This is a genomic window from Phaeobacter sp. JH20_29 (genome assembly GCF_048056175.1).
Classification (GTDB): Bacteria; Pseudomonadota; Alphaproteobacteria; order Rhodobacterales; family Rhodobacteraceae; genus Phaeobacter; species Phaeobacter bryozoorum.
On record NZ_JAYMWO010000018.1, the window covers coordinates 130,008 to 151,785 of the forward strand.

Sequence of the window (21,778 nt, forward strand, 5' to 3'; positions counted from 1 at the left end):
GCTCAATCCATCACATAGCCGTAAGAGCCGTTGAAGTCCTGCTTGGCGACCTCGCTGGCGGGGCCTTTTTGTCCCTTGGCTACGCGACCCATCAGGAACAGCTCGCTTTCGCTGGGTGGGCGGATCCGATCGGTGGGCAGGCTCAGCGCCTCGCCCCGTGTCGGCGTAACCAGATGGGCGCTGACAATGATCACCAGTTCAGTCTGCGCGCGCTGGTAGTTGGCACTGCGGAACAGCGAGCCGAGGACCGGCACGTCGCCAATCCATGGCAGCTGCGAAGAGTTGTCGCGGAACTCATCACGGATCAGGCCGGCAATCGCAAAGCTCTCGCCGTCGCGCAGCTCCACCGTGGTGGAGGTTTCGCGCCGCGAGAAGGCGGCGATATTCAGCCCGTTCAGCTCAATCGAGTTGGTGGGATCAATAGCGGAGACGGCGGCCTTCATTTCAAGGTTGATGACATCGGCGTCCACCACCCGCGGAACGAAGTTCAGCTCGATCCCGAAGGGTTTGAATTCAATCGTAATAATGCCGTCTTCCTGTGCGACGGGAATGGGGTATTCCCCCCCGGCGAGGAATTTGGCTTCCTGCCCGGACAGGGCCGACAGGTTCGGCTCAGCCAGGGTGCGCACGACACCTTTCTGTTCCAGCGCCTCCAGCAGCAGGTTCACCTGAAAGGCCCCGGCGTTGAAGCCAAAGACAAAGGCACCGGTGTTGTCGTTGCCCGCAGGGATATTGCCGGACAGGCTGTTGGTCAGCGCGCCTTGGGTGTTGAGTGTGCTGGTGCCGCCGTTGACGCCGACGCTGTTGCCGCCCTTCACGCCAAGCGAGGCGCTGAGCGACTTCGAGACGGTGCGCTGCATCTCGGCAAAACGGACCTTCAGCATGACCTGCTGGACACCGCCCACCGACATCAGGTTGCTGACCCGTTCCGGGGCGTAGCGTTCGGCCAGATCAAGCGCCCGCTGCAATCGCGACGAGCTGGAGACAACGCCGGACAGGACAATACCGTCATTGGCGGTACGGACCTCGATCCGCTCGCCGGGCAGGATCTGCCGCAGCCGTTCCTTGAATTCGCTGACATCCGCGGCAACGCGGACGTCGACATTGGTGATCAGACGACCGGAGGCATCGAGCAGGGTCAGCGTGGTTAGACCCGGCGCCTTGCCCAGCACGTAGATTGTGCGATCCGAAAGCGAGGAGATATCGGCGATGCTGGGATTGGCGATGCTGAGCTCGGAGAAGGGCACATCGCTTTCGACCACGACCGCCCGGTTCATCGGCACCTCAAGATTGGCCGCCGTGCCCTTTTTGACCACGCGCAGGCCATTGCCCCAGGCCGCATCCGCAACCGGGAAACACACCAGCGCGAGCCCGGTGAGGGCCGCCGCTACATACCGTCTAAAAGCCATGTGACCTGCCTTTCCGATCACGCCTCAATACAGGGTCTTATTGCCCATTGTTTGGGACACTCTGCGCGTATCGGCGAATTTTTGCAAGAATCAAAGGCTTCCGGGATGCAGCGACCGTGGCTGACCTGTGGGGTGACAGCAACAATCACATAAAAACGCCGCCCCGGAGGGGGCGACGTTCGATCTGTTATCTATCTGAAACCTTTGCAGGAAAGGCGCGGTGCTGATCAGTTGGTGCAGGGAATCGGGATCTCTACCACCTCGGCGCCGCGACGGGTGCGGATGGTGCAGACTTTTTCCTGCTCGGCCTGCTGCGGCGCTTCGATGGCGCTGAGCCCCAGCAGGCTGCGCTGATCAACCTCGATCACCGATGCAACCGTGTCGTCACCAGCCCCCACAAGGGAGAGCGACAGACGGCCGGTGGACTGGGCCTGGGCGAGGGCCGCAACCTGCTCGGGGCGGACAGCGGCTGTGACAGTGCGGGCAATCACGGCACCATCCAGATCGCCACCTGCAGTCTGATCCACGGCAATCAGTTCGATATTGGTCTGGATCAGACGGGTGAATTCACCATTGCGGCCACCGGCCTGATCATTGAGCGATCCGGTCCAGTAGACATCGACACGGTCACCGGGACGCAGGAAGCCGGACACGCCGGAGGAGACATCGACGCGGATGGCAAAGGCGCGCATCCCCTTGGACAGGCGCGAGGTGATGCCTGCGTCCTCACCGGGTTTGGTGACTTTGACGGCCAGAATCGCCTCGTCCTTTTCCATGCGGCGCAGCACCACGCGATGATCATCGGGGTATTGCGGCGGGAACAGCGCATCCATGGTCAGGAAGGCGCCTTCGGGAATCGCGTTTTCGGGCCAGCGAACGGAGCGGATATGTTCCTTGGTCAGTCGCTCGCCGTATTTCAGCTGGTCATTGGCGACAAAGATATCGACCAATGGGATGTTTTCCCCCCGCGAGGCGCGCTCACGGGCGAGTTCGTTCTGGTAAGCGCTGATATAGTTCTTGGCCATCATCACAGCCCCCCCGGCGAGGGCGACTCCGACAATGAGGACAAGTCCGAATACTGCACGCATGGTGGTACCTCTCATCAGTTGCGGCCGGCATTGCAGACGCAATACCGGCGCCTGGGTCGGTCAAACCGTTGCCTAAGGCGGACGTTCTGTCCTGTTGCGCGCCTGGCGCACCTTAAATCTCTGTCTGGCTGCCGAGTTGCCTCGGCCACTACCGGATCAGCTGAACGACCAGTTGGTCATATAGGCGGCCAGCAGATCGGCCAGCCCCAATGCGCCATCCTCCATGGAGGCGGCGATCAGAACGACCAATCCGACAATCGCAGCGGTCAGAACCACCCAGTCAACGGTGACTGCGCCGTCGTCTTTGGCAATGAAATGCTTGAACCTGTTCATAATGGACCTCGTAAGCCGAAGGTTCCTTGGGCAAAGGGCCGCGCCTTAGGCAAAAGGCGCGGCCCTCGAACTCGTCAGGTCATAAGCGACTTAGGAGTCGGACGGACCTTTGGTGCCCAGGTAGGAGCCGGTTGCCGAGGTCAGGTTCGACGCGCCGTCTTCGATCGAGGTGTAAACAACACCCGCCAGAGCGGCCACAGCGGCGGTCAGAACAACCCAGTCAACGGTCACGGCGCCAGAGTCGTCTTTACGGAAGTTTTTGATGAATTTGATCATGGTGCGTCCCTCCAAAGGATCTAAAAGTGTGTTTCGACCTTGTCGTCCGTTGTGAGCCTGCTCTCTCCTGCTCGGCTCTGTTCGACTTGGTGTGAAGCTATATAGCCAGCGGAGCGTGGCAGGATTTGGGCTGAAACGCGGACTCATTTGCCCTACTTTAACTTTTTGCCGAGTATTCGGGTAAGGCATTGAATTTTAACGCTTATTAATTTTACCTCATGTCAATACCCGTGGCTTCGAGGCGGCAGATCTTGGTAAATATGGCAAATCTGCCAGAATCTGAGGCGCGAAACTGGATTTTTGCCGGGGCTTCGGCGAGTCTCATCTGCGAAAAAGGAGAGGCAGAGCAGCCCCATGAGTCTTCTTCAGTCCATTCGCCGCCGTCTGGTCCGTCTTATTGCGGCTCAGCGGAAGGGCATGAGCCAGTTGTCGGGCCTGCCAGTCGCGGGCAGCGCAGTCATCTGTGGCAATGTGGCGACGCTGGTGATTCTGGCGGTGCTCTGGGCTGGCAGCGCGACGCCCGCCCGGTCGCAGGAGCCGGGTAAGGTGACCCCGGCGCCCTTTCCTGAATTTGAGGCCAAACGCGTGCGCCCGCCGAAACCGGGAACCAAGCAGCGGATTACCATCCAGATTGATCCGCCTGCCGCACCGGTTGCGGCGCCTGCCAGTGGCGGCGCGGTTCCGGCTGCTGCTGCGGACAGCGGGCGCTACACCGGTTTCTGGCAGGACATCTCAGACAAGCTGGAGGACAGCGGGCCGGGGCGGCTGGCCAAGGCGCTGCGGGCGCTGGATGGCGACACCCCGGTTGCCGCCCCCCGGTTGCAGTTGATGCAGGACATTGCCAGCGCGCGGGGAGTGCAGATCCTGACGGCCAGTGTCGGCACGGATGTGTCGCCCGCGCTGGTCCTGGCGGTGATCGCGGTGGAATCGGCAGGCCGGTCCGACGCGGTCAGCCGCGTCGGCGCGCAGGGGCTGATGCAGCTGATGCCGGACACCGCCGCACGTTTCGGCGTTGGCGACGCGCTGGACAGCGCAGAGAATATCGCGGGCGGAGTGAAATACCTGAACTGGCTGATGGGCGAATTCAACCGCGATCCGATTCTGGTTCTGGCGGGATATAACGCGGGCGAGGGCGCTGTGCGCAGCCATGCCGGGGTGCCGCCCTATGCCGAGACGCGCGATTACGTGCCCAAGGTGCTGGCGGCCTTTCAGGTGGCGCGGGGGCTTTGCATGACGCCGCCGGAGCTGATCACCGATGGCTGTGTCTTTCGCCGGATGAACTAGCCGGATCCGATCCCGCCAAACTCTGCGCAGGTCAGGATCAATTTATCGAAAAATATTCGCGCTCTGCCGATGGGATCATTTTTCTGCCCGAATTGGCTGATTTATCGCGCCCGTATTCTACCTTGAGTTATTTCGGAGATAGGCATTGGATTTAGGGATTGATCCGACGGCTTTGGCCGCGGGCTCGCATGTTGTGACGGGTAATATCATGATGTTCGGCACCATCGCATTTGTCGGTTTTTTCGGGCGGCTGGTCTTTGTCGCCTTTGGTCCGGGGTTGGCGCAGGTCAATCCGCTCGGACATCTGTCCGGCTTTGGGCATATTCTGGTGGCAGTGGCGCTACTTGCCGGGGCGCTGCATCTGTCGGGCAAGACCGTCAAGGCGCAGGTCCTGTTCAAACGTCATCTGGTCGATCCGGTCATCGTCACCCTGCTGGGGCGGGACAGCTGCGATCCGCAGGGGGAGGCCTATTGTGTCATGGTGTTTGAAGATGGCCGCGAGATGAGCGTCAACTGGCATGACACGCGAGTTCATATGTATGAGCTGCTGAACCCTGTGGAGCTGCCGCTGTGGTCGTCGCTGCGGCCGCGCGAACGCCCGGAGGCGGGCACCACAGAAGCGCCAGCCGGCGTCTGAAACCAGACGGCCCGCCAGCGGAACTGGCGGGCCGTCTCATTCTATATGCTTTGGAACCAGCTTTGCAGCGATCAGTTGACGATGGTCGCCTCGGTGGCGGCGCGCAGCTCTTCCTCGCTGACGCCCTCGGCGGTCTCGACGATCTTCAGGCCGCCCTCGACCACATCCAGCACGCCGAGATTGGTGATGATGCGGTCGACCACGCCCTTGCCGGTCAGCGGCAGGGTACATGCTTTCAGAACCTTGCTGTCGCCATGTTTGTTGGTGTGGTCCATCACCACCACCACACGGCCGACCCCTGCGACCAGATCCATCGCGCCGCCCATGCCCTTCACCAGCTTGCCGGGGATCATCCAGTTCGCCAGATCGCCGTTTTCGGCCACTTCCATCGCACCAAGGATCGCCATGGCGATTTTGCCGCCACGGATCATCGCAAAGCTCTGTGCCGAGTCGAAATAGGCGGTCTGCGGCAGTTCGGTGATGGTCTGCTTGCCGGCGTTGATCAGGTCGGCGTCCTCCTCGCCCTCAACCGGGAAGGGGCCCATACCCAACATGCCGTTTTCCGATTGCAGCGTCACGTTGACGCCTTCGGGGATGTGGTTGCTGACCAGCGTCGGAATGCCGATGCCGAGGTTCACATACCAGCCGTCCTGCAGCTCCTGTGCCGCGCGGGCGGCCATTTGATTGCGGTCCCATGCCATGTCGCGGTCTCCTTACTTTGCTGCCGGGCGCGTGGTGCGCTGTTCGATGCGTTTCTCGTGATCGCCCTGAATGATGCGGTGCACATAGATGCCGGGCAGGTGGATCGAATCCGGGTCAAGGCTGCCGGTGGGGACGATTTCCTCAACCTCGGCCACGCAGATCTTGCCGCAGGTGGCGGCGGGCGCGTTGAAGTTGCGCGCGGTCTTGCGGAACACCAGATTGCCGGTCTCGTCCGCTTTCCAGGCCTTGACGATGGCGAGGTCGGCAAAGATGCCTTCCTCCATGATGTAATCCTCCATCGCGCCATCGGGGCCGGTGGGGAACTGCTTTTCCAGCTTGCCCTCGGCAATCACGGTGCCGACGCCGGTCTTGGTGAAGAAACCGGGGATGCCCGCGCCGCCGGCGCGCATACGTTCGGCCAGCGTGCCTTGCGGGTTGAACTCCAGCTCCAGCTCGCCGCTGAGATACTGGCGCATGAATTCGGCGTTTTCCCCCACGTAGGAGGAGATCATCTTTTTCACCTGTCGGGTCTGCAACAGGATGCCAATGCCGAAATCATCGACGCCGGCGTTGTTGGAGGCAAAGGTCAGATCCTTGGTGCCCGCATCCTTGATCGCCTGCAACAGCAGTTCCGGAATACCGCAGAGCCCGAACCCGCCTGCGGCGATGAACATGCCATCGTGCAGAACACCGTCCAGCGCTTCGGCAGCGTTGGAATAAACCTTCTTCATATCCATCTCCCTTGATCATCAGCCAGGTTGGCAAAGTTCTGACCTCCGCCGCAGGCAGAGTCAACGATACGGAGAAAGACAGGTATTTCTACGGAGCGGCCCGCGCCACGGGCCGCCCGGCGCTGCCGACGCCTGCGGCTGCATGCCCCCGGGCGCCGCGCCAGCGGCGCTATGCCCAACGGGTCGAGGTCCGTCGTCAGACGGGGCTGACCGGGCGGGAGCAGCTGCGATCGGGCCTCGGCACCAGACCGGGCCGACCGGGGGCGCTGATGGCCGCCGCAACAATGGTCGGGCGGCTGCCACAGGATCCCGGCACCGGCGGAAAGGATCAGCCTTCGTCGCTGCTGGCTTCGGCGGCTTTCTTCTTGGTGGTCTTTTTGGTCGTGGTTTTCTTCGCGGGGGTCTTCTTTGCCGCCGCTTTCTTGGCCGGAGCCTTTTTCTTGGCACCGGATTTGCCGGCCTTCTCGCTGATCAGCTGCAGCGCCATCTCGACCGTCACATCCTTGGGCTCGACATCCTTCGGGAGGGTCGCATTGACCTTCTCCCATTTGATATATGGCCCGTAGCGCCCGTCCATGATGCTGATGGCGCCGCCGCTTTCCGGGTGCTCGCCAAGCTCCTTCAGCGCCTTGGCTGCGGCGCGACGGCCGCGACCGGGGTTGGCGCGCTTTTCCGCCAGCATTTCAACCGCGCGGTTCATGCCGATCTCAAACACATCGAGTGTCTCCTTGAGATTGACATAGACCGGCTTGTCCTCATCCGGTTTCTGATGCGCGATATAGGGGCCAAAGCGGCCCAGATTGGCCTGAATCACGCCGCCTTCGGGATGTTGACCAACCTCGCGGGGCAGGGTCAGCAGGGTCACCGCCTGTTCCAGCCCGATCTCATTCGGGCCCCAGCCCGGCAGGAAGTCGCGCCCCTGTTTGGGCAGCGACGAACGCGGCGGCTTCTTGTTCTCAGGCGTCGCCTCGCCGCGCTGCACATAAGGCCCGAAGCGGCCGGATTTCAGGTGGATCTCATCACCGTCGTCTTCGCCCAGGATCCGCTCATAGCCTTCGGCACCCTCGCCGGAGATCGGGCGGGTGTAGTTGCATTCGGGATAATTGCCGCAGCCGACAAAGCCGCCGGTGCGCGAGGTCTTGAGGTGCAGCTGGCCTGCGCCGCATTTGGGGCAGATACGCGGATCGCCGCCATCCTCACGCGGGGGATAAAGCTGCGGCGCAAGTGCTGCGTCCAGCACATCCAGCACCTCGGTGATGCGCAGATCTGAGGTTTCGGCAATGGCTGCCGAGAAATCGCGCCAGAATTTGCCCAGAATATCCTTGTAATCGCGCTGGCCGGCGCTGACGTCATCCAGCTCGCCTTCCAGATTGGCGGTGAATTCATAGCCGACATAGGTGCGGAAGAAATTCAGCAGGAAGATGGTGACAATCCGGCCCTTGTCTTCGGGGAACAGGCGGTTCTTGTCCTTGCGGACATATTCGCGGTCCTGAATCGTGGTGATGACAGACGCATAGGTGGAGGGGCGCCCGATCCCCAGCTCTTCCATGCGTTTGACCAATGTCGCCTCGGTGAAGCGCGGCGGTGGCTGGGTGTGGTGTTGCAGGCCCAGCACGGATTTGCTGTCGGAGAGGATGGCGGCACCGGTATCGGCCTTTTCCGCCTGTGGCCCCAGCGTGGGCGCGAACTTCAGCGCCTCTCCCTGCATGATCTGGGGCAGGCGCTTGTCGTCTTCGTCCACGACATCGTCGCGGCCCTCTTCATAGACCCGCAGGAACCCGTCAAACAGCATCACCTGACCGGTGGCACGCAGCACCACCTGCGCGTCCTTGGAGCCGATATCAACCGTGGTCCGTTCGAGACGTGCGCCTTCCATCTGGCAGGCGAGGGTCCGCTTCCAGATCAGGTCATAAAGCTTGCGCTGATCATCTTCGGAGACCTTCAGGCTCTTGGCATCGCGGCCCATCTCGGTGGGGCGGATACATTCATGCGCTTCCTGCGCGTTCTTGGCCTTGTTCTTGTAGATGCGTGGCGATGACGGCACATATTCGGCGCCGTAGCGTTTGGCGATTTCGGCGCGGGCCTCCTGCACGGCCTCGGGCGCCATGTCGATGCCGTCGGTTCGCATATATGTAATGTAGCCTGCCTCATAGAGACGCTGTGCTGCATTCATGCACTGCTTGGCGCCCATGCCGAATTTGCGGCTGGCTTCCTGTTGCAGGGTCGAGGTCATGAAAGGCGCGGAGGGGTTGCGGGAGGCGGGTTTAGCCTCGACCGACTGCACCACCATGTCGCGGCTGGCAACTGCCTGAACGGCGAGTTCGGCGGCGGTGGAATTGGCCAGGCTGTATTTGTCCAGCTTGTCGCCGCCCAGAACCGTCAAACGGGCTTCGAATTCCTGGCCGCGCGGCGTTGCTAGGCTCGCCTTTACCGACCAGTATTCCTGCGGGTTGAAGGCTTCGATTTCCAGCTCGCGCTCAACGATCAGGCGCAGGCAGACCGACTGCACGCGCCCGGCAGAGCGGGCACCGGGCAGCTTGCGCCACAGCACCGGCGACAGGTTGAAGCCAACAAGATAGTCCAGCGCGCGCCGCGCCAGATAGGCCTCGACCAGCGGCATATCCACCTGACGGGGGTTCTTCATCGCCTCGGCGACCGCTTCCTTGGTGATCGCATTGAAGGTGACGCGGCTGACGGCGGTGTCCTTCTTGATCGAGCGGCGCTTGGTCAGCGCTTCCTGCAGGTGCCAGCTGATCGCCTCGCCTTCGCGATCGGGGTCGGTCGCGAGGATCAGGGCGTTGTCGTCTTTCAGCGCGTCGGCGATGGCCTTGATGTGTTTGCGGCTGTCGGCGCCAACCTCCCAGGTCATCGCAAAATCATCGTCCGGTTCGACCGATCCATTCTTTGCAGGCAGGTCGCGCACATGTCCGTAGGAGGCCAGAACCGTGTAGTCTGAGCCAAGATACTTGTTGATTGTCTTGGCTTTAGCTGGGGATTCTACAACAACAACGGGCATAAATTCGAAAACCTCTATGGGACGGGCTGCGGGCGCTCTATGGCGGGGCAACATGTGGGGTGCAAGGGGAGATTGTCAATCCGGCATCGAATGACCGGGGGCTGATGCGTCAATCAGCGCTGGGGCTTGGGCATGGCCGTGCTGTCTGACGTCACATCGAAATCACTGCGAACCAGCATTCCGCCCGCCGCGCGGGCCACGGCGCCGGACAGCTCCAGATCGGTGAGCGCCGGTGCCAAATCACGCGAGGGGATCGCCAGATCGCGGACCAGCTGATCCTCCGCCGTCGGGGCGGGGCCGAGCCGGTCGAGGATCTGTTGGTGCAGCACTGCGGTGTCGCGCAGATTGCGCCGCTCCTTCGGTGGTGGCGGCAGTTCGGTGAGGCGGGCGCTGGCGGCAGCCTCTGGCGGTGGCACCGGGCGATCCGACAGTTCCGCCACCACACGGTGCGACAGATCCATTGGCGGCAGCGCCTCGATCACGTCCTGCGCGTTGCGCACCAGCTGGGCGCCGTCGCGGATCAGCATGTTGCAGCCAGCCGCGCGGGCATCAAACGGATGGCCGGGCACGGCCAGCACATCACGGCCCAGATCCAGCGCATCGCGCGCGGTGATCAAAGAGCCGGATTTGGCGGCCCCCTCGACCACCACCACGGCCTGTGCCGCCCCTGCGATAATGCGGTTGCGGGCCGGAAAATGCCGGGCTTTCGGTGACATGCCCGGCGGGTGTTCGGAGATCATCAGCCCCTGTTCGGCAATATCCCCGGCGAGGCGGGTGTTTTCGGTCGGGTAGATGACATCAACACCACCTGCCATCACAGCGCAGGTGCCGGTGCGCAGGGCCGCCATATGCGCGGCGGTGTCGATCCCGCGGGCCAGCCCGGAGATGATGCAATAGCCCGCTTCGCCCAGGTCCCGTGCCAGCGCGCGGGCCATGCGCACCCCCAGGGAGGAGGCGTTGCGGGCGCCGACGATGGCGATGGTGGGCTGGTGCAGCAGGGCCGGATCGCCAACAGCCCAGAGCAGGGGCGGGGCGTCGCGCAGCGCGGCCAGATGTGAGGGATAATCAGCCTCACCAAAGCACAAAAGCCGCGCATTGGCGGCTTCTGCGGCCTTGATTTCGGCGAGTGCCGCATCGACAGAGCATGTTTCATACCCTTTAATGCCAGCGGCGCGTGCCATTTCAGGCAACGCGGATAGCGCGTTCTGCGCTGACCCATATTTCGCGAGGAGACGGTGAAACGTCACCGCGCCAACACGTCTTGAGCGCAACAGGCGGAGCCAGGAAATCCGAATATCTTCCGTGGTGGGTGGGAGTGGGGGGTGAGTGGAAGAATGTGCTTCTTCGGTCATCCTGCGCTCCGCCTTGTTGCAAGACTATGATTAGCTCTTGAGTGGTTAACAGGTGATGAACATAGAGAATTAAAGGCAATATTTTTAAAAAACTCAATTCTAACACGTTCTACTGCAAGTAAAATTTCGCAACCTTTGGGCGTTTGACCGTGCTGCGGGGGGCCTTGCAGGGCCGCTGTGAGACCGCTGCAAATCGTAAAATCAACGAAAAATGCCGCCGAGTCGGTTGGTTAGCGACACGGCGGCGATTCTGATCTTAGGTCTGATGCGTATGGGGGGATGAGGTCAGGTGGCGGAACCGCCAACGGTCAGCCCGCCCATCAGGACCGTGGGTTGCCCCACGCCGACCGGCACCCATTGCCCCTGCTTGCCGCAATTGCCCATGCCGGGGTCCAGCGCCATGTCATTGCCAAGCGCGCGGATCTTGTTCAGGGCCGTGGCGCCATCGCCGATCAGGGTTGCCCCCTTCACCGGTGCGCCGACCTTGCCGTCCTTCACCCGGTAGGCCTCGGTGCAGGAGAAGACGAATTTGCCATTGGTGATGTCCACCTGACCGCCGCCAAAGCCGACTGCCCAGATGCCATCCTTGATGGAGGCCACCAGATCGTCCGGGTTGGCATCGCCGCCCAGCATATAGGTGTTGGTCATCCGTGGCATCGGCGCATGGGCATAGCTCTGACGGCGCCCGTTGCCGGTGCTCTCCACCCCCATCAGCCGGGCGTTCTGTCTGTCCTGCATAAAGCCGACCAGCTTGCCGTCCTCGATCAGGGTGGTTTTCTGGCTGGGGGTGCCTTCGTCATCAATGGTGATGGAGCCGCGTCGGTCCGGGATGGTGCCGTCATCCAGCACGGTCACGCCCTTTGCCGCGATCTGCTGGCCCATCAGACCTGCGAAGGCCGAAGAGCCCTTGCGGTTGAAATCGCCTTCCAGCCCATGGCCGATGGCCTCATGCAGGAGAATACCGGGCCAGCCGGGGCCAAGCACCACATCCATTTCCCCGGCCGGGGCGGGCACCGCCTCAAGGTTCACGCAGGCAATACGCAGCGCCTCGCGGACCTTGGCCTGCCAGTCTGCGGGCGCGACCAGACCATCCAGCCCGACGCGGCCACCGCCACCGGCAGAGCCGCTTTCGCGTCGACCGTCCTGTTCCACGATCACCGAGACATTGAGCCGGGTCATTGGGCGCACGTCCCGCACCCGGGTGCCATCGGCGCGCAGGATCTCCACCTCCTGAAGCGAAGCCGCCAGCGCGGCAGAGACCTGCACCACGCGCGAGTCCTGATCGCGGGCAAAGGCGTCGATCTCGCGCAGCGTCTCTACCTTTACGGCAAAGGGCATAGCGCCAATCGGATCATCCTCAGTATAAAGTCTGGTGTTGGTGCGCACCGGCGGCGGGGCCATGGTGCCGCCGCCATCGCCCACGGCGAGCCGCGCGGTCTCGGCCGCGCGCTTCAGACCGGAGATCGAGACATCGGTGGAATGGGCATAACCGGCCACCTCGCCATTGACGGCGCGCAGTCCGAACCCCTCGGCAGCGTCATAGCTGGCGTTGCGCAGCCGCCCATCGTCGAACACCAGCGCCTCCGACTTGCGCCGTTCGACGAAAATCTCGCCATCATCGGCCCCCGCGAGCGCCTGACGCAGCACGCCCAGGGCCTCGTCCTCGGGCAGGGTGGTTTCAAACGGGCGGAAGGCTGCGGTATCCATGGTTTGACCTCGGTTTTTTTGATCTAAATCAAGAAAGCGACGCTTTGACGCGAGCATTCCTCTTTAACTGCACGATGGAATATGATTTTTAGCAGCGTCAAAGACAACGGGTCCGGCGCGTTTTGTGGAATCAAACTTCCGACATAGGACGTCGGCGCAGGAATAACTCGATCAACCGATCAACTGATCAGGACATGACATGAAGAACGCTTTGATGCTTTCAGGCCTTTTTTCGGGCCTCTCGAGCCTTCCAGCTATCGCGCAAGACGGTCTGGAAACCATTGGCAAGCCGGTTGACGGCGGCCTCGGCTTCCAGCCCGCGGCGACCGAGCTTGCCGAAGGCATCCATTCTCTGGATTACATGATTCTGGTGATCATCACCGCTGTTTGTGTGTTCGTTGGCGGGCTGCTGCTCTATGCGATCTTGCGCTTTAACCGTCGCGCCAACCCGAATGCGGCGCAGTTCACCCATAACACCCCGATTGAAATCGCCTGGACCGTTGTGCCGATCCTGATCCTGGTCTTCATCGGGTCCTTCTCGCTGCCGGAACTGTTCCGTCAGCAGGAAATCCCCGAGGGCGACATCACCATCAAGGTGACCGGCTACCAGTGGTACTGGGGCTATGAATATGTCGACCACGAGTTCGGCTTTGAAAGCTTCATGCTGGCCAAGGAAGATCTGGCTGCCAACGGCTATGCCGAAGACGAGTATCTGCTGGCCACCGACACCGCCGTTGTTGTTCCCGTTGGCAAGACCGTCGTGATGCAGGTGACCGGCGCGGACGTGATCCACTCCTGGACCATCCCGGCCTTTGGTGTGAAGCAGGATGCGGTTCCGGGTCGTCTGGCCGAACTGTGGTTCAAGGCTGACAAGGAAGGCATCTACTTTGGTCAGTGCTCCGAACTCTGCGGCAAGGACCACGCCTATATGCCGATCACCGTGAAAGTGGTGAGCCAGGAGGCTTATGACGCCTGGCTGGAAGGCGCGATCGAAGAATACGCCGGTCTGCCCCAGTCCTATCAGGTCGCCTCCAACTGAGCGACACGACAGGCGCTTGCCTTCGGGCGGGCGCCGCCTAGCTATCACGTGAAATCGGATCGGGCCGCGCCACGTCGCGCGCCCGCTTTGGCAAAGATTGTTCACGATCAAAAGAGAGCACCATGACTGACGCAAGCATCAACGCCAGCACCGTCCAGCAGGGGGACGCGGAGTTCGGGGATTATTTTGCCCTGCTCAAACCGCGTGTCATGTCCCTGGTGGTATTTACGGCGCTGGTGGGTCTGCTGGCCGCGCCGGTCGGGGTGCACCCTGTCATCGGTTTCAGCGCCATCCTGTTCATTGCCATCGGCGGCGGTGCCTCCGGCGCGCTGAACATGTGGTGGGACGCTGATATCGACCAGGTGATGAAACGCACCAAGAGCCGCCCGATCCCCGCAGGCAAGGTCGAACCGGGCGAGGCACTGGCGTTGGGGCTGGCGCTGTCGGGCCTGTCGGTGATCATGCTGGCGCTGGCGACCAACGTGTTTGCCGGGGCGTTCCTCGCCTTCACCATCTTCTTCTATGTGGTGATCTACACCATGTGGCTGAAACGGGCGACGCCGCAGAATATCGTCATCGGCGGTGCCGCGGGGGCCTTCCCGCCGGTGATCGGCTGGATTGCGGCGACCGGCAGCATGGCCGTTGAACCCTGGCTGATGTTTGCTCTGACCTTCATGTGGACGCCGCCGCATTTCTGGGCGCTGGCGCTGTTCATGCGCTCGGATTATGACGATGCGGGCGTGCCGATGCTGACCGTGACCCATGGCCGCAGGTCGACCCGCAAACATATTCTGATCTACACCGCCCTGCTGGCCCTGCTGGCTGTTGGCACCGCCTTTTCCGGCGTTGGTGGCCCGATCTATCTGGTGGTGGCGCTGGTGCTGAACGCGCTGTTCCTGCATGGCGCCTGGAAGATCTCGCGCCGCGATGAAGACGACAGCGAGGCCGACAACTTCAAGGTGGAGCGCAGTTTCTTCAAGCTGTCGCTGCTCTACCTGTTCCTGCATTTTGGCGCGATCCTGGCCGAGGCGGTTCTGAAACCCTACGGATTGGGAGGCTGGTAATATGAGCCTGCGCAAAGAACATGAGCTGCACCAGAGACGTAAGGGACGCAATATCGGTGTCGGCGTTCTGCTGGGGTCTTTTGTGGTGCTGGTGCTGGCGCTGACCATCGTCAAGGTCACATCGGCGGGGTTCAAATTCCCGAACACCTCCGCCGCAGAGCAGAGTGAGGGGCAGGGCTGATGGCATTGCAGGGACCACAGAAAACCGTCGTACAGCTGGTTGGTGTTGTTGTCCTGATGGGCGGCCTCGCCTGGGCATCGGTGCCGTTCTATGACTGGTTTTGCCGGGTGACCGGCTTTGGCGGTGTGACGGGCGTTGCCGAGAAGGGGTCGGATACCGTTCTGGATCAGACCATCACCGTACGCTTTGACGCCTCCAAGGAACGCAACATGCCGTGGGAATTCACCCCGGTTGAGCGTGAGATGAAGATCAAGATCGGCGAGACAGGGCTGGCTTTCTACGAGGCCTACAACCCCACCGACCGCCCGGTCGCGGGTCAGGCATCCTATAATGTGACGCCTTATTCGGCTGGTGCCTTCTTTGAGAAAATTGCCTGCTTCTGCTTTGAGGAGCAGGTGTTGCAACCGGGGGAGCGGGTCGAAATGCCCGTGACCTTCTTTGTCGATCCCGAAATTGTCGAGGATCGTGACGGAAAATACGTGCATACGATCACGCTGTCGTACACATTCTATGAAATCGATCTGCCAGAAGGGTATGCCGCCCTTGAAACCGGTGATACAGCCGGGGCAGGCACAAACACGAACTAGGCCGCTTTGGTGAGGGACACTTAAATGGCGCACGCTAAAAACCACGACTATCATATTCTTCCGCCGTCGATCTGGCCTCTGCTCAGCTCGCTTGGCACGTTCATCATGCTGTTCGGTGCGGTTCTGTGGATGCACGGGATCACCGCCTATGCGTTCTGGGGCGGCTTTGTCATGGTGGTCTACAGCGCCTATGCCTGGTGGGCAGAGGTTGTCGCCGAGGCACGCCAGGGGGATCACACCCCGGTGGTGCGGATCGGCCTGCGCTATGGCTTCATCCTCTTTGTGATGTCCGAAGTGATGTTCTTCTTCGCCTGGTTCTGGTCGTTCTTCAAACATGCGATCTACCCGATGGAGACCTATGTCGGCACCGCCTATGCAGCGCCCGAGATCTACCCGGTCGATGCTTTCCACCTGCCGCTGATCAACACGCTGGTGCTGCTGCTGTCGGGCTGTGCGGTGACCTGGGCGCACCACGCGCTGGTTCACAACAACGACCGCAAGGCGCTGATCCAGGGGCTGGCCATCGGCATCGTTCTGGGCATCTTCTTCACCTTCCTGCAGGGCTATGAATATGCCCACCTGCTGCACGAAGGCTGGCAGTTCGGCGGCGATGAGTTCTACTCGAACTTCTTCATGGCGACCGGTTTCCACGGTTTCCACGTGATCATCGGCACCATCTTCCTGACCGTCTGCCTCATCCGCGCGATGAAGGGGGATTTCACCCCCGAGCAGCACGTGGGTTTTGAAGCCGCCGCCTGGTACTGGCACTTCGTTGACGTGGTCTGGCTGTTCCTCTTCGTGGCGGTCTACGTCTGGGGCACCGCCGGCCTCGCCCACTAAGGGCATCGCCCGAATTGTAACGGGTACAGGTTTAAGGTTTCGAATCCCGACCTGACCCCGTAAGACATGCAGCGCGCGGAGCCATGCTCCGCGCGCTTTCTCATTCGCAAGGACGGCGCGATGCGACGGTTGATCTTTCTCTCCCTTGTTGGCGGTCTGGGCCTCATGGCGCTGCTGTCGCTGGGGATCTGGCAGATCCAGAGACTGGAGTGGAAAGAAGACCTGCTTCAGACCATCGAGGCGCGCATCGCCGCTGCGCCGACGGCGCTGCCGCTGACCCCGACCGAGGAAGACGACCGTTACCGTGCCGTCACCGTCAGCGGTCGGATCGAGCCGGGCGAACTTCATGTCTTCTGGGTGACCAAGGCGGCAGAGACCGGCTATCGCATCATCGCCCCTCTGGTGACGGAGGAGGGCCGCCGCCTGCTTCTGGACCGCGGGTTCATTGCCTCCGCCGCCAAGGAGCGCGCGCGCGCGTTTGGTCCGGTCACGGTTACCGGCAACCTGCTGTGGCCGGATGAAGGCGACTGGACCACACCGGCCCCCGAAGTTGACACCAATATCCTCTATGCCCGCGATCTGGCCTATATGGCAGAGCGGCTCGACACTGAACCGGTGCTGATTGTGGCCCGCAGCGTCGCCCCAGATGCAGCGGTGACACCACAGCCGGTGACCACGGCGGGCATTCAGAACAATCACTTGCAATACGCGATCACCTGGTTTTCGCTGGCCCTTATCTGGGCCGCGATGACCACTTATTTCCTGTGGCGCTCGCGCCCCAAATCCGAAGGCTGAAGCGATGAAATATATCTCGACCCGGGGCCAGGCGCCCGAGCTGACCTTTGAAGACGCCATGCTGACCGGGCTTGCCCGTGACGGCGGTCTTTACGTGCCCGCGGAAATCCCGACCATGTCGAAGGATGAGATCGCGGCCCTTGCCGGTCTCTCCTACGAGGAGGTCGCCTTTCGCGTGATGCGCCCCTTCCTTGGGGATTGCTTCACGGATGAGGAATTCCGCGGCATCATCGCCCGCGCCTATGACGGCTTTGGCCACGCCGCCCGCGCGCCGCTGGTGCAGCTGGCGCCGAACCATTTCCTGCTGGAGCTGTTTCACGGCCCGACGCTGGCGTTCAAGGATTTCGCGATGCAGCTGATCGGCCAGCTGTTTGAAACCGCCCTGAAACGGCGCGGCGACAGCGTGACCATCGTCGGCGCCACCTCCGGCGATACCGGGTCGGCGGCGATCCAGGCCTTTGGTGGCTTGGACGCGGTCAATGTCTTTATCCTCTATCCGCATGGCCGGGTGTCCGAGGTGCAGCGCCGCCAGATGACCACGCCCACCGATGCCAATGTGCATGCGCTTGCCGTGGATGGTGACTTCGACGATTGCCAGGCCGCGCTGAAGGATATGTTCAACGACTTCGACTTCCGCGATGAGGTGAAACTGGCCGGCGTGAACTCGATCAACTTTGCCCGCGTGCTGGCACAGGTGGTCTATTACTTCACCTCCGCCGTGTCGCTGGGCGCGCCGGAGCGCAAGGTCAGCTTCACCGTGCCGACCGGCAATTTCGGCGACATCTTTGCAGGTTTCATCGCCAAGCAGATGGGCCTGCCCATCGACAAGCTGGTGGTCGCCACCAACCAGAACGATATCCTGCACCGCTGCCTGAGCGGGCAGGGCTACCACAAGGGCGAAACCATTCCGTCGATCTCCCCGTCGATGGATATCCAGGTCTCGTCTAACTTTGAACGCGCGCTGTTCTATGCCTACGGGCAAGATGGCGCGGCAGTGGCTCAGCTGATGGAGGAGCTGAAGACAGGCGGTTTCGAGGTGAGCCAGGGCGCCATGCAGGCCCTGCAGGAGCATTACGTGTCCGGTCGCTGCTCTGAGGAGGAAACCTCCGCCACCATCAAATCCGAACGCGCCGCCTCGGGCGAGCTGCTCTGCCCGCATAGCGCCATCGGCGTGAAAGTCGCCAATGAACAGCGTGACACATCGGTCCCGATGGTGACTCTGGCCACCGCCCATCCGGCGAAATTCCCGGCTGCGGTCGAGGCTGCCAGCGGCGTTCATCCGCCTCTTCCCCCGCGCATGGCAGATCTGTATGACAGATCGGAGCGGGTGACGCGGATCGCCAATGATCTGACCACTCTTGAGACACATATCAGAAAGCACATCGCGAATTGACAGTTCAACAGCACCAACTCGCCAACGGGTTCAGGATCGTCACCGAAACCATGCCGGGGCTGCAATCTGCCGCCATCGGCATCTGGGTGACCGCAGGCGGGCGGAACGAGCGGATCGAGCAGAACGGCATCGCTCATTTTCTTGAGCATATGGCGTTCAAAGGCACCAAGCGGCGCAGCGCGCTGGAGATTGCCGAGGCGATCGAGGATGTTGGCGGCTATATCAACGCCTACACTAGCCGCGAAGTGACCGCCTATTACGCCCGCGTGTTGCAGGAGGATGTACCGCTGGCGCTGGATGTCGTGGCCGACATCGTTCTGAACCCGGTGTTCGACCCGCGCGAGATCGAGATTGAGCGTGGCGTGATCCTACAGGAAATCGGTCAGGCGCTGGATACGCCCGATGATGTGATTTTCGACTGGCTTCAGGAAGAAAGCTATCACGATCAGCCCATTGGCCGCACCATCCTTGGTCCCGCCGAGCGGGTGCGAGCCTTTGGCCGCGAAGATCTGGAACGCTTTGTCTCGGAACATTATGGCCCCGGCCAGATGATCCTTGCCGCCTCCGGTGCGGTGGATCACGATGCTATTGTCAAACTGGCCGAAGAGCTGTTTGGCAAAATGCCCCCCAAGACGTTGATTATGCCCGCAGCGGCCAGCTTCACGGGCGGTGAGGCGCGCCATGAGAAGGCGCTGGAACAGGCCCATATCGCGCTGGCGTTTGAGGGGCCGGGCTACCGCGACGATGCGATCTACACCGCGCAGATCTACTCCAGCGCACTGGGGGGCGGCATGTCGAGCCGCCTGTTCCAGGAGGTGCGTGAAAAACGCGGGCTGTGCTACACCATCTTTGCCCAGACCGGCGCCTATGCCGATACCGGCACGCTGACGCTTTATGCAGGCACCTCCGGCGATCAGCTGGATGAATTGGCCCAGATCACCATCGACGAGATGAAGCGCGCCGCCAGCGATATGAGCGACGCCGAGGTGGACAGGGCGCGGGCGCAGATGAAGGCGGGGATGCTGATGGGGCTGGAAAGCCCCACCAACCGCGCCGAACGGCTGGCACGGCTGGTGCAGATCTGGGACAAGGTGCCGCCGCTTGAGGAGACCGTGGCACGGATCGACGCGGTGACCACTGCCGATGTGCGCGCCATGGCCGAAGAGATGGCCCACCGGGCCTCGATGGCTTTGGCGCTCTATGGTCCGGTGGGCGACGCCGCCCCGCTGGCCGCTCTGCAGGAGAGGCGCGCGGCCTGATGTTGCTGACCGGACGCAAGGTGCGTATCGAGACCGAACGCCTGACCCTCAGGCCGCCGGTTCATGCGGATTTTCGCGACTGGGCGGCGCTGCGCCAGCACAGCCAGGGCTATCTCACCCCGTGGGAACCGAGCTGGGCGGCGGATCACCTGAGCCGCAAGAGCTTCACCAATCGGGTCTATTGGGCGCGCCGGGCGGTCAGCTCCGGTTCGGCGCTGCCGCTGTTCCTGATCCGGCGCAGCGATCAGCTGCTGATCGGGGCAATTACCCTCGACAATATCCGTCGTGGGCCTGCGCAGGCGGGCACATTGGGGTATTGGACCGGTCAGCCCTTTGCCCGCCACGGCTATATGCGTGAGGCGATCGGGGCGGTGGTGCATCACGCCTTTACCAAGCTGGACCTCAGCCGGATCGAGGCGGCCTGTCTGCCGGAAAACGCCGCCTCGCGCGGGCTGTTGGAGAGTGCGGGCTTCAAATATGAAGGTGTGGCGCAATCCTATCTGCAAATCAACGGGCGCTGGCGCACACATGTCCTATATGCGTCCTTGCGCCATGATCGGCGGGGACGCACGCAGGTCGGCCAGGCCTGAGGCCGCGGCGCGCGCGGTCAACGCGAGGGCCGACCCCACAGCACGGCATTAGGAGAGATGCGTATGACCCTGAACCCTGCGGACACCGGTTTTGTCGACCATCTGCGCGCGGTGCTGCCTGCCGATACCCTGCGCCCGGCTGAACCGCGTTATCTGGAAGAGCCGCGTGGCCGCTATCACGGGCAGGCGGGGGTCATCGCCCTGCCGCGCAGCACCGACGAGGTCGCGACGCTGCTGCGGGCAGCCCATGCAGCCCATGTGCCGGTGGTGCCCTATGGCGGCGGCACCGGGCTTGTTGGCGGGCAGATCATGGGGGCGGAGGGGCCGGCGCCGCTGGTGATTTCGCTGGAACGGATGACCGCCCTGCGCGGAGTTTACCCGCAGGAGAACGTTATCGCGGTTGAGGCGGGGATGATCTTGGCCGACGTGCAACGCGCCGCCACCGAGGCGGGCCGACTGTTCCCGCTGTCACTCGCCGCCGAGGGCACCGCCCGCATCGGCGGCACCCTGTCGACCAATGCGGGCGGCGTCAATGTGCTGCGCTACGGCAATGCCCGCGATCTCTGTCTGGGACTGGAAGCCGTGCTGCCAACCGGCGAGATCTGGCAGGGCCTCAGCCGCCTGCGCAAGGACAACACCGGTTATGATCTGCGCAACCTGCTGATCGGGGCCGAGGGCACGCTGGGCATTATCACGGCCGCGTCGCTGAAACTCTCCGCGATTCCGGCCGAACAGGGCACCGCGATGCTGACGGTGGCCTCGCCCGGGGCGGCGATTGATCTGCTGGCGATGGCGCGGGAGCAGCTGGGCGAGACGATCAGCGCCTTCGAACTGATCCACCGGCAGGGGCTTGAGTTCCTGCGCGAAACCCTGCCAGATCTGCGGCTGCCGTTCAGCGACCTGCCGGACTGGTGCGTGCTGATTGATCTTGGACTGCCGCAGGGCAGCGCCCCGCAGGATGCCTTGGCGCAGCTGTTTGAGACGGCGCTGGCAGCGGGGCTGAGCAGCGATGGCGTCATCGCCCAGTCTGAGGCGCAGCGGCAGGCGCTATGGTCGGTGCGCGAACATATCCCGGAAGGCAACCGCCGCATCGGCTCGGTCTCTAGCCATGATATCTCGATCCCGATTTCGCGCATCCCCGATTTCATTGTCGAAGGTGGCAAGCGTCTGGCGGCCCTGGGAGATATGCGGATTAATTGCTTTGGCCATCTGGGCGACGGCAATCTGCATTACAATGTCTTTCCGGCGCAGGGGCTGGACCGCAGCGCCTATGAGCATCTGCGCGATGAGGTGAAACGCTGCGTCCATGATCTGACCCATGATTACGGCGGCTCGGTCAGCGCCGAACATGGCATCGGGCGGCTGAAGGTCGCCGATCTGGCGCGATATGGCGATCCGGTCAAACTGGCGGCAATGCGGGCGATCAAACAGGCGCTTGATCCGCATGGCATCATGAACCCCGGCGCGGTGGTGCCACTGGCAGATTAGGCAGTGG

Annotated in this window: 21 protein-coding genes; 12 read left to right on the plus strand and 9 right to left on the minus strand. The window is 62.3% G+C overall.

The genetic code is table 11. The annotated features are described in order from the left end of the window. Nucleotides 1–2: 2 nt before the first annotated feature. From VWZ85_RS15550 to VWZ85_RS15565, 4 genes are all read right to left on the minus strand, one after another. Complete coding sequence (locus VWZ85_RS15550) at nt 3–1,409, minus strand: type II and III secretion system protein family protein (RefSeq protein WP_340544633.1); 1,407 nt, start codon at nt 1,407–1,409, stop codon at nt 3–5. A 227-nt stretch (nt 1,410–1,636) separates the two neighbouring features. Further along, a complete protein-coding gene (gene cpaB, locus VWZ85_RS15555; RefSeq protein ID WP_340544634.1) occupies nt 1,637–2,497 on the minus strand; it encodes a Flp pilus assembly protein CpaB in 861 nt (286 codons plus the stop codon). Nucleotides 2,498–2,653: 156 nt separating this feature from the next. After that, nucleotides 2,654–2,830, minus strand: a complete 177-nt coding sequence (locus tag VWZ85_RS15560; protein WP_340544635.1) for a hypothetical protein — start codon at nt 2,828–2,830, stop codon at nt 2,654–2,656. Between the two features lie 90 nt (nt 2,831–2,920). Next, a complete protein-coding gene (locus VWZ85_RS15565; RefSeq protein ID WP_040172035.1) occupies nt 2,921–3,106 on the minus strand; it encodes a hypothetical protein in 186 nt (61 codons plus the stop codon). Between the two features lie 354 nt (nt 3,107–3,460). On the opposite strand from VWZ85_RS15565, the gene VWZ85_RS15570 reads away from it, so the two are divergent. Together VWZ85_RS15570 and VWZ85_RS15575 are read left to right on the plus strand one after the other, a co-directional pair. Next, nucleotides 3,461–4,390, plus strand: a complete 930-nt coding sequence (locus VWZ85_RS15570) for a lytic transglycosylase domain-containing protein (RefSeq protein WP_416588983.1) — start codon at nt 3,461–3,463, stop codon at nt 4,388–4,390. A 208-nt stretch (nt 4,391–4,598) separates the two neighbouring features. After that, nucleotides 4,599–5,027 carry a hypothetical protein gene (locus tag VWZ85_RS15575; protein WP_416588985.1) on the plus strand — a complete coding sequence of 143 codons (429 nt, stop codon included), beginning with the start codon at nt 4,599–4,601 and terminating at the stop codon, nt 5,025–5,027. A gap of 71 nt (nt 5,028–5,098) precedes the next feature. Here VWZ85_RS15575 and VWZ85_RS15580 read toward each other — a convergent pair whose 3' ends face one another. From VWZ85_RS15580 to tldD, 5 genes are all read right to left on the minus strand, one after another. After that, entirely contained in the window at nt 5,099–5,728 is a 630-nt protein-coding gene (locus VWZ85_RS15580; RefSeq protein ID WP_340544648.1) for a 3-oxoacid CoA-transferase subunit B, read from the minus strand. A 12-nt stretch (nt 5,729–5,740) separates the two neighbouring features. Further along, nucleotides 5,741–6,460, minus strand: a complete 720-nt coding sequence (locus VWZ85_RS15585; protein WP_340544649.1) for a CoA transferase subunit A — start codon at nt 6,458–6,460, stop codon at nt 5,741–5,743. A 328-nt stretch (nt 6,461–6,788) separates the two neighbouring features. After that, a complete protein-coding gene (topA, locus tag VWZ85_RS15590; protein WP_416588988.1) occupies nt 6,789–9,476 on the minus strand; it encodes a type I DNA topoisomerase in 2,688 nt (895 codons plus the stop codon). 113 nt (nt 9,477–9,589) lie between these two features. Then, the gene (gene dprA / locus VWZ85_RS15595; RefSeq protein ID WP_416588989.1) at nt 9,590–10,828 is read right to left on the minus strand and encodes a DNA-processing protein DprA; all 1,239 of its coding nucleotides are present in this window, start codon (nt 10,826–10,828) and stop codon (nt 9,590–9,592) included. Nucleotides 10,829–11,113: 285 nt separating this feature from the next. Beyond that, the gene (tldD, locus tag VWZ85_RS15600) at nt 11,114–12,535 is read right to left on the minus strand and encodes a metalloprotease TldD (protein ID WP_340544652.1); all 1,422 of its coding nucleotides are present in this window, start codon (nt 12,533–12,535) and stop codon (nt 11,114–11,116) included. Nucleotides 12,536–12,734: 199 nt separating this feature from the next. Between tldD and coxB the strand changes: the two genes are divergently transcribed. The 10 genes from coxB to VWZ85_RS15650 all read left to right on the plus strand — a co-directional run bounded on the left by coxB (nt 12,735) and on the right by VWZ85_RS15650 (nt 21,771). Next, nucleotides 12,735–13,574 (plus strand): cytochrome c oxidase subunit II, encoded by an 840-nt coding sequence (gene coxB, locus VWZ85_RS15605; RefSeq protein WP_416534684.1) that lies wholly within the window; start codon nt 12,735–12,737, stop codon nt 13,572–13,574. 122 nt (nt 13,575–13,696) lie between these two features. After that, nucleotides 13,697–14,638, plus strand: coding sequence for a heme o synthase (cyoE, locus tag VWZ85_RS15610; protein WP_340544654.1), 942 nt, complete (start codon nt 13,697–13,699; stop codon nt 14,636–14,638). Between the two features lies 1 nt (nt 14,639). Further along, complete coding sequence (locus VWZ85_RS15615) at nt 14,640–14,819, plus strand: hypothetical protein (RefSeq protein WP_014873724.1); 180 nt, start codon at nt 14,640–14,642, stop codon at nt 14,817–14,819. Further along, nucleotides 14,819–15,406, plus strand: coding sequence for a cytochrome c oxidase assembly protein (locus VWZ85_RS15620; protein WP_340544656.1), 588 nt, complete (start codon nt 14,819–14,821; stop codon nt 15,404–15,406). The genes VWZ85_RS15615 and VWZ85_RS15620 overlap by 1 nt, the downstream gene beginning before the upstream one ends. Before the next feature lie 24 nt (nt 15,407–15,430). After that, nucleotides 15,431–16,246: a cytochrome c oxidase subunit 3 gene (locus VWZ85_RS15625; protein ID WP_340544658.1), complete on the plus strand. Its 816-nt coding sequence runs from the start codon at nt 15,431–15,433 to the stop codon at nt 16,244–16,246. A gap of 120 nt (nt 16,247–16,366) precedes the next feature. Next, nucleotides 16,367–17,041, plus strand: a complete 675-nt coding sequence (locus VWZ85_RS15630) for an SURF1 family protein (RefSeq protein WP_416552625.1) — start codon at nt 16,367–16,369, stop codon at nt 17,039–17,041. 4 nt (nt 17,042–17,045) lie between these two features. After that, a complete protein-coding gene (thrC, locus tag VWZ85_RS15635; RefSeq protein ID WP_416588993.1) occupies nt 17,046–18,434 on the plus strand; it encodes a threonine synthase in 1,389 nt (462 codons plus the stop codon). Then, nucleotides 18,431–19,693 (plus strand): M16 family metallopeptidase, encoded by a 1,263-nt coding sequence (locus VWZ85_RS15640; protein WP_416540593.1) that lies wholly within the window; start codon nt 18,431–18,433, stop codon nt 19,691–19,693. The genes thrC and VWZ85_RS15640 overlap by 4 nt, the downstream gene beginning before the upstream one ends. Then, on the plus strand, nt 19,693–20,283 hold the full coding sequence (locus VWZ85_RS15645; protein WP_260105589.1) for a GNAT family N-acetyltransferase: 591 nt from the start codon (nt 19,693–19,695) through the stop codon (nt 20,281–20,283). The genes VWZ85_RS15640 and VWZ85_RS15645 overlap by 1 nt, the downstream gene beginning before the upstream one ends. Before the next feature lie 63 nt (nt 20,284–20,346). Continuing rightward, nucleotides 20,347–21,771, plus strand: a complete 1,425-nt coding sequence (locus VWZ85_RS15650) for an FAD-binding oxidoreductase (RefSeq protein WP_416588996.1) — start codon at nt 20,347–20,349, stop codon at nt 21,769–21,771. The last annotated feature ends 7 nt before the right edge of the window (nt 21,772–21,778 follow it).